The organism is Mesorhizobium sp. M0701, assembly GCF_040320365.1.
GTDB lineage: Bacteria > Pseudomonadota > Alphaproteobacteria > Rhizobiales > Rhizobiaceae > Mesorhizobium.
On sequence record NZ_JAMYPO010000001.1, the window covers coordinates 215,686 to 229,292 of the forward strand.

At 64.1% G+C, this 13,607-nt stretch carries 12 protein-coding genes and 1 tRNA gene; 11 read left to right on the forward strand and 2 right to left on the reverse strand.

Annotated elements, in window-relative coordinates; all coding sequences use genetic code 11:
* The first annotated feature begins 33 nt into the window (after positions 1 to 33).
* Entirely contained in the window at positions 34 to 396 is a 363-nt protein-coding gene (gene cpdR / locus NKI24_RS01030; RefSeq protein ID WP_006199474.1) for a cell cycle two-component system response regulator CpdR, read from the forward strand.
* A 104-nt stretch (positions 397 to 500) separates the two neighbouring features.
* Positions 501 to 575, forward strand: a tRNA-Val gene (locus NKI24_RS01035).
* Positions 576 to 641: 66 nt separating this feature from the next.
* Here the strand turns inward: NKI24_RS01035 and fcl are convergent.
* Together fcl and NKI24_RS01045 are read right to left on the reverse strand one after the other, a co-directional pair.
* Positions 642 to 1,604 (reverse strand): GDP-L-fucose synthase, encoded by a 963-nt coding sequence (gene fcl / locus NKI24_RS01040; protein ID WP_352682500.1) that lies wholly within the window; start codon positions 1,602 to 1,604, stop codon positions 642 to 644.
* Positions 1,605 to 1,766: 162 nt separating this feature from the next.
* A complete protein-coding gene (locus NKI24_RS01045; RefSeq protein WP_352742874.1) occupies positions 1,767 to 2,921 on the reverse strand; it encodes a dihydrodipicolinate synthase family protein in 1,155 nt (384 codons plus the stop codon).
* Between the two features lie 242 nt (positions 2,922 to 3,163).
* Here NKI24_RS01045 and NKI24_RS01050 point away from each other — a divergent pair, with 242 nt between their 5' ends.
* The 9 genes from NKI24_RS01050 to NKI24_RS01090 all read left to right on the forward strand — a co-directional run bounded on the left by NKI24_RS01050 (position 3,164) and on the right by NKI24_RS01090 (position 13,602).
* On the forward strand, positions 3,164 to 4,219 hold the full coding sequence (locus tag NKI24_RS01050) for a LacI family DNA-binding transcriptional regulator (protein WP_352448238.1): 1,056 nt from the start codon (positions 3,164 to 3,166) through the stop codon (positions 4,217 to 4,219).
* Positions 4,216 to 5,232 carry a Gfo/Idh/MocA family protein gene (locus NKI24_RS01055; protein WP_352448239.1) on the forward strand — a complete coding sequence of 339 codons (1,017 nt, stop codon included), beginning with the start codon at positions 4,216 to 4,218 and terminating at the stop codon, positions 5,230 to 5,232. Before NKI24_RS01050 ends, NKI24_RS01055 begins: the two co-directional genes overlap by 4 nt.
* The gene (locus NKI24_RS01060; RefSeq protein ID WP_352448240.1) at positions 5,229 to 6,830 is read left to right on the forward strand and encodes an acyl CoA:acetate/3-ketoacid CoA transferase; all 1,602 of its coding nucleotides are present in this window, start codon (positions 5,229 to 5,231) and stop codon (positions 6,828 to 6,830) included. The genes NKI24_RS01055 and NKI24_RS01060 overlap by 4 nt, the downstream gene beginning before the upstream one ends.
* Positions 6,823 to 7,599, forward strand: coding sequence for an enoyl-CoA hydratase/isomerase family protein (locus NKI24_RS01065; protein WP_352742083.1), 777 nt, complete (start codon positions 6,823 to 6,825; stop codon positions 7,597 to 7,599). The genes NKI24_RS01060 and NKI24_RS01065 overlap by 8 nt, the downstream gene beginning before the upstream one ends.
* Before the next feature lie 15 nt (positions 7,600 to 7,614).
* Entirely contained in the window at positions 7,615 to 9,126 is a 1,512-nt protein-coding gene (locus NKI24_RS01070; RefSeq protein ID WP_352742878.1) for an aldehyde dehydrogenase family protein, read from the forward strand.
* A gap of 59 nt (positions 9,127 to 9,185) precedes the next feature.
* Positions 9,186 to 10,439 (forward strand): ABC transporter substrate-binding protein, encoded by a 1,254-nt coding sequence (locus tag NKI24_RS01075; protein WP_352742880.1) that lies wholly within the window; start codon positions 9,186 to 9,188, stop codon positions 10,437 to 10,439.
* Positions 10,440 to 10,581: 142 nt separating this feature from the next.
* Positions 10,582 to 11,541, forward strand: a complete 960-nt coding sequence (locus NKI24_RS01080) for a carbohydrate ABC transporter permease (RefSeq protein ID WP_023675368.1) — start codon at positions 10,582 to 10,584, stop codon at positions 11,539 to 11,541.
* Positions 11,538 to 12,482, forward strand: coding sequence for a carbohydrate ABC transporter permease (locus tag NKI24_RS01085; RefSeq protein ID WP_352742882.1), 945 nt, complete (start codon positions 11,538 to 11,540; stop codon positions 12,480 to 12,482). The genes NKI24_RS01080 and NKI24_RS01085 overlap by 4 nt, the downstream gene beginning before the upstream one ends.
* 4 nt (positions 12,483 to 12,486) lie before the next feature.
* Complete coding sequence (locus tag NKI24_RS01090; protein ID WP_023675366.1) at positions 12,487 to 13,602, forward strand: ABC transporter ATP-binding protein; 1,116 nt, start codon at positions 12,487 to 12,489, stop codon at positions 13,600 to 13,602.
* The last annotated feature ends 5 nt before the right edge of the window (positions 13,603 to 13,607 follow it).

A 13,607-nucleotide genomic window follows, 5' to 3' on the forward strand; every position in this document is an offset into this window, starting at 1 on the left:
GCATTGTCGGTTGGGTGATTCGGACGGGACAAGATGGCACGCATTCTGCTGGCGGAAGACGATGACGACATGCGCCGGTTCCTCGTCAAGGCGCTGGAGCGCGCCGGTTATCAGGTCAGCGATTTCGACAATGGCGCCAGTGCCTATGAGCGGCTGCGCGAGGAACCTTTTTCGCTACTTTTGACCGACATCGTCATGCCCGAGATGGATGGCATCGAGCTCGCCCGTCGCGCCACGGAGATCGATCCCGACCTCAAGGTGATGTTCATCACCGGCTTCGCCGCCGTCGCGCTGAACCCTGATTCCAAGGCGCCGAAAGACGCCAAGGTGCTATCGAAGCCGTTCCACCTGCGCGACCTCGTCAACGAAGTCGAAAAGATGCTGCAGGCCGCCTGACGCGTTTTTTGTCGCGTCTTGACCGACCCGGCAAGCCAGCCATTCTTTCGCTTTTCCCGCTATTGACGTGCCGAACCAAAAATGGTGTATGCGCGGCTTCGGATGGGCGTGTAGCTCAGCGGGAGAGCACTGCATTGACATTGCAGGGGTCACAGGTTCAATCCCTGTCACGCCCACCATCCAGACAATCCCTCAATTGGCCGTCGGTATTTTTCGTCGACTGACGTTCCCGGCCTATACCGGCCTCAGGCCGCACCGAGGCGCAGATCGCCGGTCTCGACGTGCTCCAGAAACCAGGCATAGGTCTGTTCCAATCCGCTGCGCAGCGAGTAGCGCGGGCGCCAGCCGGTGGCGAACAGACGCGACACGTCCATCAGCTTGCGCGGCGTGCCGTCCGGCTTCGTCGCATCGAACGTTATCGCAGCATCGGCGCCGGCGACCGACACGATGGTGCGGGCAAGATCGGCAATGGTGATGTCTTCTCCCGAGCCGACATTGATGTGGCTGTCGCCCGAATAATTCTTCAGCAACCAGACCAGCGCGTCGGCGGCGTCGTCGACATGCAGGAATTCGCGCATCGGCGTGCCTGATCCCCACACCTCCAGGCTCTTGCGGCCGGCGCGCCTGGCCTCGTGCGCCTTGCGCATCAGAGCGGGCACGACATGGCTGGAATTGAGGTCGAAATTGTCGCCCGGACCGTAGAGATTGGTCGGCATCGCCGAGATGTAGTCGACGCCGTACTGGCGCCGATAGGCCTGGCACAGTTTCAGCCCGGCGATCTTGGCGATCGCATACCATTCGTTGGTGGGTTCGAGCGGCCCGGTCAGCAAGGCGTCCTCGGAGATCGGCTGCGCCGCGAATTTGGGATAGATGCAGGATGAGCCGAGAAACAGCAGCTTCTGCACCTCGTTGCGGAAGGCGCTGTCGATGACATTGTTCTGCATGACGAGATTGTCCTGCAGGAAATCGACGGGAAGCCTGTTGTTGGCCAGGATACCGCCGACCTTGGCCGCCGCCATCACCACTGCATCCGGCTTGCGGTCGGCCATCCAGCGCCGCACGCCGGCCTGGTCGAGAAGATCGAGCTCGGCGCGCGAGGCGGTCATAACCTCGCAATCCTCGTCGGCCAATCTGCGCAAGATGGCCGAGCCGACCATGCCGCGATGTCCGGCCACGAAAACGCGCTTGCCCTGAAGGTCGAAGGTCATCAGCTTACCCCAATGCAGAACGGCAGCCATGCCAGTTGGCCGGCGGAGCGCCGGATCGGCTTCTCTGTTGCCGGACGCATACCGCATACAGATTTGCCCAGACAAGGCAAATCGCAAAGCCACCCGAAGCAACCTTTGGATCGGACGCTGTAGCGCTCGCGATCAGACGCCCGCTACCGCGCAGAGGCTTGTCATTCTGGCAATGGCAAGCTCGGGGTCGGCCAGCAACCCTGCCTGGTCGGCAAGGCGAAAGACATCGGAATAGTGACGGATGCCGCGCGCCGATTGCATGCCGCCGATCATCGAAAAATGCTCCTGGTGGCCGTTCAGCCATGCCATGAAGACGATGCCGGCCTTGTAATATTCGGTCGGCACCTCGAAGATTTTGCGCGACAGCGGCACTGTCGGCGCCATCAGCGCGTCATAGCCGGCGCGGTCGCCGTCGGCCAGCTTTGCCAGCGCTGCATTGGCGACCGGCGCGATCGCATCGAAAATGCCGAGCAGCGCGTGCGAATGTCTGTCGCCGTCGCCGGCGATCAGCTCGGGGTAATTGAAATCGTCGCCGGTGAACATCAGCACGCCCTCAGGCAGCCGGTCCCTGAGCGCAATCTCCTTGCCGACATCGAGCAGCGATATCTTTATGCCTTCGACCTTGCCGGCATGGCGTTCGATGATCGCGACCACCGTCTCCAGCGCAGTTTCGAAGTCGCTGCTGCCCCAGTAGCCTTTCAGCGCCGGGTCGAACATGTCGCCCAGCCAGTGCAGGATGACCTTGCCGGAGGCCTGGGACAGGATGCGGTCGTAGACGCCGATATAGTCGTCGGGGCCTTTGGCGACCGCCGCCAGCGCCCGGCTGGCCATCATGATCGCCTTGCCGCCAAGCCCTTCGATGAAGCCGAGCTGTTCTTCATAGGCCGCGATGACATCGTCTAGCCTGCTGGCGCCCCCCGGCGCCAGATGGTCGGTGCCGGCGCCCGACGCAAGATCGGCGCCTTCGACGCTGCGCGCCTCGGCGATCGAGCGGCGGATCAATTCCTTGGCATTCGCCCAGTCGAAACCCATGCCGCGCTGAGAGGTGTCCATCGCTTCGGCGACACGGAAGCCAAGCCCCCAGAGGTGATGGCGAAACGCCATCGTCTTGTCCCAGTCGACCGCGGGCCTCGACCACGGATCGGTCATGGCGAGGGGATCGGCAACGACATGGGCGGCGGCGTAGGCGATACGCGAGAAGCGAGCGCCGGCCACAGGCTGCACCGGCTGGCCGACAAGCCGGTAGCGGACACGGCCGGCGCCTTCCCCGGGCAAGGTGATGTCCATGGCTCTCTCCCTTGCCAACGCCTATTAAATGGAACGTTCCAACAAATCAAGATATTTTGACTCCTGCCTCGTGCAGCGAAAATTGCTGCATCGCAGCAGCCGAAAGCCCTGCTTGCCGGAGAATTGCGCCACCGAGCCGCATTTTTCCCGGCTTCGCAAAAACGCGATTGACTCAAATGCGCCGCAGGGATTAGATCGTTCCAATAAAATCGCACAAGAAACCACCGGGAGGACAGATCTGGATGGCCAGCCGGGCCAAGGCAACGATACTCGACATCGCCCGTGAGGCGGGCGTGTCCAAATCGACGGTATCGCTGGTGCTGCAAGGCAGCGGGCTGATCCGGCCCGAAACCGCGCTCAAGGTGCGCAAGGCGATCGAGGACGTCGGCTATGTCTACAACCGCGGCGCCGCCAATCTGCGCAAGGCCCATTCCAACGTCATCGGCATGGTCATCAACGATCTCACCAATCCGTTTTTCGCCGAGCTCGCGGTCGGCATGGAGCGCGTCTTCCAGTCGGCCGGAGTCGTGCCTTTCATCGCCAATACGGCTGAAAACCCGGTGCGCCAGGAAGAGGTTCTGAAATCGTTGATGGAGCAGGGTGTCGCCGGGCTCGTCGTGTCGCCGGCGCGCGGCACCACGCCTGGTGCGTTCCGTCGCCTTGAGACCGCAGGCGTTCCGGTCGTCTTCGTCATGCGCCGGCTTCCCGAAAGCCGTATCCCGGTGATCACGCCCGACAATCATCGCGGCGCCTATCTCGCCACCGCCCATCTGATCGGCAAGGGCCACCGCCGGCTGGCCTTCTTCGGCGGCTCGTCCGACCTTGTCGTCTATCACGAGCGCCTGGGCGGCTTTCGCGAGGCCTGTGAAGCGCTCGGCATCGATCCGGCCGACAGGCTGGTCTTCGAGGGCGAAACCAGCCGCAAGGGCGGTATTGCCTGCCTGGAAACCGCACTTGCCATGGCCGCGCCGCCGACCGCGGCCCTTTGCTTCAACGATGCGGTCGCCTTCGGCGTCTTGCTGGCGCTGCGCAAGCGCGGCCTGGAACCCGGCGCGGACTTTGCCGTCGTCGGCTTCGACGACGTCGCCGAGGCCGAGCACTATATGCCGGCGCTGACCAGCGTCGCGGTGAACACCGCCGGCCTCGGCGAGCGCGCCGCCCATGTCGTGCTGAAGATGATCCAGTCGCGCACCACGCGCGCCGAGGATCATATCGGCGCCGTCAACCTCGTGGTCCGGGAAAGCTGCGGCCCCGATCGCAATGGAACTCGGCGTGCAGGAATGGGAGACGCGGCATGACCGTCCGATGGGGATTGATCGGCGCCAGCACGATCGCAAGACAGTTCATGATCGGCGCCATCCGCGCGCAGAAGGACGGCGAGATCGCCGCGGTGATGAGCTCCAGCCCGGAGCGCGCCGCCAATTACGCCGGTGAAAACCGCATTCCGGCGGCGGTCTCGACGCTCGACGCCCTGCTCAAATCCGATATCGACGCCGTCTACATCTCGACCACTAACGAATTGCATCTCGAACAGGCACTCGCCGCCATCGAGGCGGGAAAGCATGTGCTGTGCGAAAAGCCGCTGGCGCTGACCAGCGCCGACGCGCGCAAGATGGTCGCGGCGGCCAGGGCCGCCGGCGTTGTGCTCGGCACCAATCACCATCTGCGCAATGCCGGCTCGCATCGGGCGATGCGCGAAGCGATCGCTGGCGGCCGCATCGGCAGGCCGATCGCCGCGCGCGTCTTCCACTCTGTCTATCTGCCGGAACACCTGCAGGGCTGGCGCATCACCAGGCCGGACGCCGGCGGCGGCGTGGTGCTCGACATCACCGTCCACGATGCCGACACGCTGCGCTTCGTGCTCGGCGACGATCCGGTCGAGATCTCGGCGTTCACACAATCGGCCGGCATGGCCGCCGGCGGGCTGGAAGACGGCGCCATGTGCCTCTGGCGCTTCGCATCGGGCGTCATCGCCCAGTCGCACGAGGGCTTTACCACCAAATTCGCCGGCAGCGGCTTCGAGGTGCATGGCAGCGAAGGCTCGCTGATCGCCAAGGACGTGATGACGCAGAAGCCGCTCGGCTCTGTGTTGCTTCGCACGGCACAGGGTGAGGAGGAATTGAGCTTCGACCGCGAAGACCTCTATGCCCGTTCGCTGCGCGAATTCCACGCGGCGATCCGCGGCGAGGGCCAGCCGTCCGCCACCGGCGAGGACGGCGTCTGGTCGCTGACATCAGCCGAAGCGGCATTGCAATCGGCCAGGTCCGGAAACGCCGTTGCCATCGACCCGAAGCTCGGGAGCGCCGCGTGAGCAAGCTCGTTTCAGCTGCTGAGGCTGCCGGCCTGATCAGGGATGGCATGGTCGTTTCCGTGTCGTCGTCGAGCGGCCTCGGCTGCCCGGATGCGGTGCTTGCCGCGATCGGCGAGCGCTTCGACGCCGAAGGCCATCCCAGGGACATCACGACGCTGCACCCGATCGCCGCCGGTGACATGTACGGCATCAAGGGCATCGACCATCTAGCCAAGCCCGGCCTGTTGAAGCGCACTTTGTGCGGCTCCTATCCGTCCGGGCCGTCATCGTCGGAACCGCCGCAGATCTGGAAGATGATCGGCGACAATACGGTCGCCGCCTACAACGTGCCGTCCGGCATTCTGTTCGACATGCACCGCGAAGCCGCGGCCAAGCGCCCCGGCGTGCTGACCAAGGTCGGGCTCGATACCTTTGCCGACCCGCGCCATCAGGGTTGCGCCATGAATGCTGCCGCCAGCGAGCCGATCGTTTCGGTGCAGCAGTTCGACGGCGAGGAATGGCTCTATTTCCGCTCGATCGTACCGCAGGTCGCGATCATCCGCGCCACCACGGCGGACGAGCGCGGCAACCTTACCTATGAGCATGAGGGTGCCTATCTCGGCGGCCTCGAACAGGCGCTGGCCGCCCGCAACAATGGCGGCATCGTCATCGCGCAGGTCAAGCGCGTCGTCGAGAACGGCACGCTGAAGCCGCACGATGTGCGCGTGCCCGGCGTGCTGGTCGACCATATCGTGGTGGCGCCCGACCAGTTGCAGACGACGCTGACGCCTTACGATCCGGCCATCTCCGGCGAGATCTTCCGGCCGCTGTCGAGCTTTCGCAACGCCGAGATGAACGTCCAGAAGGTCATTGCGCGCCGCGTCGCCATGGAGCTTGCCGACGGCATGGCGGTCAATATCGGCTTCGGCATCTCGGCCAATGTGCCGCGCATTCTGCTCGAGGAAGGCCAGCACGGCAAGGTCACCTGGGTCATCGAACAGGGCGCGGTCGGCGGCGTGCCGCTGCTCGACTTCAAGTTCGGCTGCTCGTCGAATGCCGACGCCTTCATGCCCTCGCCGCACCAGTTCATCTATTTCCAGGCCGGCGGCTTCGACGCCTCGCTGCTGTCCTTCCTGCAGATCGACCGGCACGGCTCTGTCAATGTCTCGAAGCTTTCGGCGCGGCCGCATGTCACCGCCGGCGCCGGCGGCTTCGTCGACATCACCGCGCGGGCGAAGAAGATCGTCTTTTCCGGTTTCTTCAACGCCGGCGCCAAGCTGTCGCTTGCCGGTGGCGGCATCCGCATCGACCAGGAGGGCAAGGTCAAGAAAGTCGTCGACGAGGTCGAGCATATCTCCTTCTCGGGCAAGCGTGCCGTCGCGCAGGGACAAGACATCACCTATGTCACCGAGCGCTGCGTGATGAAGCTGACGCCTGCGGGGCTGATGGTGACCGAGTTGGCGCCGGGCATCGACCTCGAGCGCGATGTGCTGGCGCAGGCCGAGATCCCGCTCGCCGTCGCCAACGACCTGAAAGTGACGCCGGATGCGCTCTACCGGGACCGGCCGATCGGCCTATCGCTCAATGGCGGCGCGTCGCTTGGAGGCGCACATGGCTGAGCGTCTGGTAACCTTTGAAACCGACGGCGCCATCGGCATTGTCACGCTGCGCCGGCCGGAGAAATTCAACGCGCTCGATATTCCGATGCTGCGGGCGCTGGAAGCGGCACTCGACGAGGCCGAGACAGCAACCGGCGTCCGCGTCGTGCTGGTCTGCGGCGAAGGCAAGGGCTTTTGCGCCGGCGGCGACGTCGAGGCTTGGGCAGAAATGAGCGCTGCCGATTTCCAGGTGCAATGGGTGCGCTACGGCCACCGCGTCTTCGACCGGCTGGCGCGGCTGCGGCAGCCCACGATCGCCGTTCTTGCCGGCCATGCGCTGGGCGGCGGGCTGGAACTGGCGGCGGCTTGCGACTTTCGCGTGGCGGAAACGCAGGTGAAGTTGGGGTTCCCCGAAACCTCGATCGGCGTCGTTCCCGGCTGGTCCGGCACACAGCGCGCCGTGCGCCGCTTCGGCGCGCAGGCAGTGCGGCGGATGGCGCTCGGCGGCGAGGTGTTTCTGGCGACCGAGGCTCTTGCTCTGGGGATTGTCGACCGGGTGGTCGAGACCGGCAAGGCGTTCGCCGAAGCCAAGGCCTGGGCCGGCAAGATCGCCGAGCGCGGGCCACTGGCAACCGAGGCCGCCAAGCTGATGATTGCCATTGCGGAAAGCGAGGAGAGTGCTGCCGCGACCGAAGCGCTGGCCAGCAGCTTCATCGCGCAGACAAACGATCTCAGGGCCGGCGTCGAGGCTTTCAAGGCCAAGCAGAAGCCGGCCTTCTCAAGATCTTAGGAACCTGAAACTCACATGAACGCACCTCTCAACATCGCCATGCCCGCCGAGGCAGCCGCTGCGCCGCAAAGCTACCGGCTGCTGATCGGCGGCAGGTTCGTCGACGCCCAGGACGGCCGCACGCTGGAGCGCAGCAGCCCCGGCCACGGCTTCACCGTCTCGCGCTATGCGCAAGCCGGCGCGGCGGACGTCGAGACGGCGGTACAGGCCGCGCACAAGGCCTTCGAGACCGGCCCGTGGCCGCGCATGAAGGCCGCCGAACGCGCCGCGATCCTGCTCAAGGCTGCTGACCTGATCGAGGCGCGGCTGGACGAGATTGCACGGCTCGACGCGCTGGAATCCGGCAAGCCGATTGCGCAAGCGCGCGGCGAGATCGGCGGCGCCGTCGACATCTGGCGCTATGCCGCGGCACTTGCGCGGACCCTTCACGGCGAAAGCTACGCCAATCTCGGCGACGCCATGCTCGGCGTCGTGCTGCGCGAACCGATCGGCGTCATCTCCATCATCACGCCGTGGAATTTCCCGTTCCTTATCGTCAGCCAGAAACTACCCTTCGCGCTCGCCGCCGGCTGCACGGCGGTGGTCAAGCCGAGCGAGATGACCTCGGCCTCGACCTTTGTGCTCGGCGAGATCCTGATGCAGGCCGGCTTGCCGGACGGCGTCGTCAACATCCTTGCCGGGTTGGGCGCCGATGTCGGCGCACCGATGGTCAGCCATCCGCTGGTCGAGATGGTGTCGTTCACCGGCTCTACCCGCGTCGGCAAGGTGACCATGGCGTCTGCCGCCAACTCACTGAAGAAAATCGCGATGGAGCTCGGCGGCAAGAACGGCCAGATCGTCTTTCCCGATGCCGACCTCGAGGCCGCCGCCGACGCGGCAGTGTTCGGCGGCTTCTTCAATGCCGGCGAATGCTGCAATGCCGGCAGCCGGCTGATCGTCCATGAGGCGATCGCCGACGAGTTCCTCGGCGCCGTCAAAGCCCTCACCGCCAAGGTGGTTGTCGGCGACCCGCTCGACGACCGCACCAAGGTCGGCGCGATGATCTCCGCCGACCATATGGCCAAGGTCACCGGCTACGTGACGGCAGCGGAAAACGGCGGCGGCCGGATCTGTAGCGGCGGCAATCAGCTTGCTTCGAGCGCCGGCCAGTATCTTGATCCGACCATCGTTCGCGACGTCACCGAAGACATGGCCATTGCACGCGAGGAAGTGTTCGGTCCGGTGCTCTCGGTGCTGACTTTTGAATCGATTGAAAGGGCGTTGCACATCGCCAACAACACGCCCTATGGTCTGTCGGCGGGCGTGTGGAGCGCCAGCATCGATACCTGCATGTCGGTGGCGCGGAATGTGCGTTCGGGAACCGTTTGGGTGAACACGTTCATGGAGGGTTACCCCGAGCTGCCTTTCGGCGGCTACAAGCAGTCCGGTCTCGGACGCGAACTCGGCAAGCGCGCCGTCGAGGATTATACCGAGGAAAAGACAATCCAGTTTCATCGCGGCCAGCGCACCGGATGGTGGGTCGGCTGAGTTGGGAAGAACCCGGTGGGCATCCGCCGGTCGTGCAAGTTAAACAAGGGAGGAAGTACATGTTGCGCAAACTGCTTATCGGGACGGCTCTCGCATCGGGCGTTGCGTTCGGGGCCCATGCCGAGGACGTCAAGGAAGTCCAGATGCTGCATTGGTGGACGTCGGGCGGCGAAGCTGCCGCTCTGAACGTGCTCAAGCAGGATCTGGCCAAGGAAGGCTTTGCCTGGAAGGACGTGCCGGTGGCCGGCGGCGGCGGCGACGCCGCCATGACCGCGCTGAAGGCGATGGTGGCAGCGGGCAACTACCCGACCGCCTCGCAGATGCTTGGCTATACGGTGCTCGATTACGCCGCAGCCGGCGTTATGGGCGACCTGACCGAGACGGCGATAAAGGAAGGCTGGGACAAGTCCGTTCCCGCGGCCCTGCAGAAATTCTCCGTCTATGACGGCAAGTGGGTCGCGGCTCCGGTCAACGTCCACTCGGTCAACTGGCTATGGATCAACAAGGCGGTGATGGACAAGATCGGCGGCACCGAGCCCAAGACCTTCGACGACTTCATTGCGTTGCTGGACAAAGCCAAGGCGGCGGGCGTCATCCCGCTCGCGCTGGGCGGCCAGAACTGGCAGGAAGCGACAATGTTCGACTCAGTCGTGCTGTCGACCGGCGGGCCTGAGTTCTACAAGAAGGCCTTCAACGACCTCGACGAGGAGTCGCTGAAGTCCGACACGATGAAGAAGTCGTTCGACAATCTCGCCAAGCTCGTCACCTATGTCGACCCGAACTTCTCGGGCCGGGACTGGAACCTCGCCACCGCCATGGTCATCAAGGGCGATGCGCTGGTGCAGGTGATGGGTGACTGGGCCAAGGGCGAATTCAACGCCGCCAAGAAGGTCCCGGGCACCGACTTCCTGTGCTACCGCTTCCCGGGCACCGACGGCAGCGTCGTCTACAACTCCGACATGTTCGGCATGTTCAACGTTCCGGAGGACCGCAAGGCCGCCCAGATCGCCCTGGCCACCGCCACGCTGTCGAAGAGCTTCCAGTCGGCCTTCAACGTCGTCAAGGGCTCTGTTCCGGCCCGCACCGACGTGCCGGACACCGATTTCGACGCTTGCGGCAAGAAGGGCATGGCCGACCTGAAGGCGGCCAATGAAGGCGGCACGCTGTTCGGTTCGCTGGCGCAGGGCTATGGCGCGCCTCCCGCGGTTGCCAACGCCTACAAGGATGTCGTCTCGAAATTCGTGCACGGCCAGATCAAGACCTCGGACGAGGCCGTGACCCAACTGGTCAGCGCGATCGAAGACGCCAAGTAAGGCACCCGCCCATGTGAATGATCTCCCCGGCGCAAGCCGGGGAGATCCCCTGGCGAGGTTTTGCGGTTGCGCCGACCGGCACGCTTTCGTGCCGCAGAGCCCGAGACAGCAGAATTCCGGACCCGCCATACGGAATGGACAGATGAGCACAGTTGCTGAAACCAGTATCACGCTGACGCCGGAGCACGATGCCCGTCCGGGCGCCACGGTGCGCTCGCGCCTTCAGGACGCGCTGCCGAAGCTCGTGCTGGCGCCGAGCTTCGCCGCCACTATCGTCTTCGTCTACGGCTTCATCCTGTGGACGATCTATCTGTCCTTCACCAATTCCAAGACCTTTCCCTCCTATGCGATCACCGGGCCACGCGCCTATCAGCGGCTATGGCGCTGGACTTTCGAAAGCGATCCGCCGTCCTCCTGGTACACGTCGATCACCAATATGGGGATTTTCGGCTTCCTCTATATTTCCATCTGCCTGGCGCTCGGCCTGTTCCTGGCGATCCTGCTCGACCAGAAGATCCGCGGCGAAGGTGTGCTGCGGCCGATCTACCTCTACCCGATGGCACTGTCGTTCATTGTCACCGGCGTTGCCTGGAAATGGTTTCTGGACCCCGGCCTCGGCCTCGAGCAGACGCTGCACCAATGGGGCTGGACGAGCTTCCATTTCGACTGGATCAAGAACAAGGATTTCGTCATCTACACGGTGGTCATCGCCGGTGTCTGGCAGGCGTCGGGCTTCATCATGGCGATGTTCCTGGCCGGCCTGCGCGGCATCGACGGCGAGATCCTGAAGGCGGCGCAGATCGACGGCGCCACCACCTTCCAGCTCTACCGTCGCATCGTCATCCCGCTGCTGCGGCCGATCTTCCTGTCCGCCTTGATCGTCCTCGCGCATCTCGCCATCAAATCCTACGATCTGGTGGTCGCGCTGACCAGCGGCGGGCCGGGCGGTTCGGCCTGGCTGCCGTCCAACTTCATGTATGAGTACACCTTCAAGCGCAACGAGATGGCCGTCGGCTCGGCCAGCGCCGTGATCATGCTGATGACCATCACCGCGATCATCGTTCCCTATCTCTATTCCGAGCTTCGGGAGAAGCCGCGATGAGCGCCGTGGCCACTCCTGCTCGCCAGAGCACTGGCGATATCAGCGCCAGGACGGTCAACCGTATTGTCATCTACGGGCTGCTGGCGCTGTTCGCGCTGTTCTATCTGATGCCGCTGTTCGTCATGCTGGTGACCTCGTTCAAGACCATGGACGAAATCCAGAACGGCAACATGCTGGCGCTGCCGCAGGAGCCGACCTTCGCACCTTGGATAAGGGCGTGGAGCGAGGTTTGCTCGGGTCTCACCTGCGTCGGCATGAAGGGTTATTTCTGGAACTCGATCAAGATGGTGGTTCCGGCCGTCATCATCTCGACCCTGCTCGGCGCGCTCAACGGCTATGTGCTGACGAAGTGGCGCTTTCGCGGGGCGACGCTGGTGTTCGGGCTGATGCTGTTTGCCTGCTTCATTCCGTTCCAGTCCGTCCTCTTGCCGATGGCAACGATCCTCGGCAGCCTCGGCCGGTTCGGCGTCAAGCTGCAGAACGCGACCGGCCTCACCTTCGGCTTCGGCAATGCGACCGTGAACCTGGTGTTCGTTCACGTCGTCTACGGCATCGGCTTCACCACCCTGTTCTTCCGCAATTATTACGAAGCGTTTCCGAACGAGCTGGTGAAGGCGGCGCAGATCGACGGCGCCGGCTTCTTCCAGATCTTCCGGCGCATCATGCTGCCCAACTCGCTGCCGATCATCGTGGTGACGGTGATCTACCAGTTCACCAACATCTGGAACGACTTCCTCTTCGCTTCCGCCTATGCCGGCTCAGGCGACGTGATGCCGATGACGGTGGCGCTGAACAATGTCGTCAACACCTCGACCGGCGTCGTCGAATACAACGTCAACATGGCGGCGGCGATGATCGCCGCGCTGCCGACGCTCCTCGTCTACGTGCTCGCCGGCCGCTATTTCGTGCGCGGCCTGATGGCCGGCGCCGTCAAAGGATAATCGCATGGCTTTTCTGGAAATTGACGGGCTGAAGAAGCGTTTCGGAGCGGTCGAGATCCTGAAAGGCATCGACCTCGACCTGGAAAAGGGCGGCTTCCTCGTGCTGGTCGGGCCTTCCGGTTGCGGCAAGTCCACGCTGCTCAACACTATTGCCGGCCTGGAAACCATCACCGAAGGGGAAATCCGCGTCGACGGACGCACGATCAACGATCTCCACCCCTCCAAGCGCGACATCGCCATGGTCTTCCAGAGCTACGCGCTCTATCCGAACATGACGGTTGCCGGCAATATCGCCTTCGGCATGGAGATGCGCGGCGTGCCGGCCGGCGAGCGCCAGAAGGCGATCGACAAGGTGGCGAAGGTCCTGCAGATCGGCCATTTGCTGAAGCGCAAGCCAAGCCAGCTCTCCGGCGGCCAGCGCCAGCGCGTCGCCATGGGCCGGGCGCTGGTGCGCGATCCAAAGCTGTTCCTGTTCGACGAGCCTTTGTCCAATCTCGATGCCAAGCTGCGTGTCGACATGCGCATCGAGATCAAGCGCCTGCACGCCACCACCGGCACTACCATCGTCTACGTCACCCACGACCAGATCGAGGCGATGACGCTGGCCACCAAGATCGCGGTGATGCGCGACGGCGAGGTGCAGCAGTTCGGCACGCCAGCCGAAATCTATAACAATCCGGTCAACCTGTTTGTTGCCGACTTCATGGGCTCGCCGGCGATGAACCTGATCCCGGCGACGATCGGCAGCAACGGCAGCGGCTTCTCCGTCGTCATGGAGCGCGAGGCGCGCCAGCCGATCTCGCTGCCGCTGGGCAATGCGCCGGCCGGCCTGTCGGCATTCCAGGGAAAACCGATCATCTTCGGCGTCCGCCCGGAAGCACTGACCGATCCCGAGGGTGCCGAACGCAACGCCTCGAACATCGCCCGCGCCGACTGTCACATCGAGGTCATCGAGCCGGCCGGCTCGGATACGTTCGCGGTCACCAATCTCGGCGGCAAGGCGGTGGTGGCGCGGCTGCGCGCCGATGCCAAAATCCAGCCCGGCACGGTCACGCCGCTCGCCTTCAACCTGACCAAGGCGGTGTTCTTCGATCCGGCGACCGAGAAACGCATCGTCTAACGGCC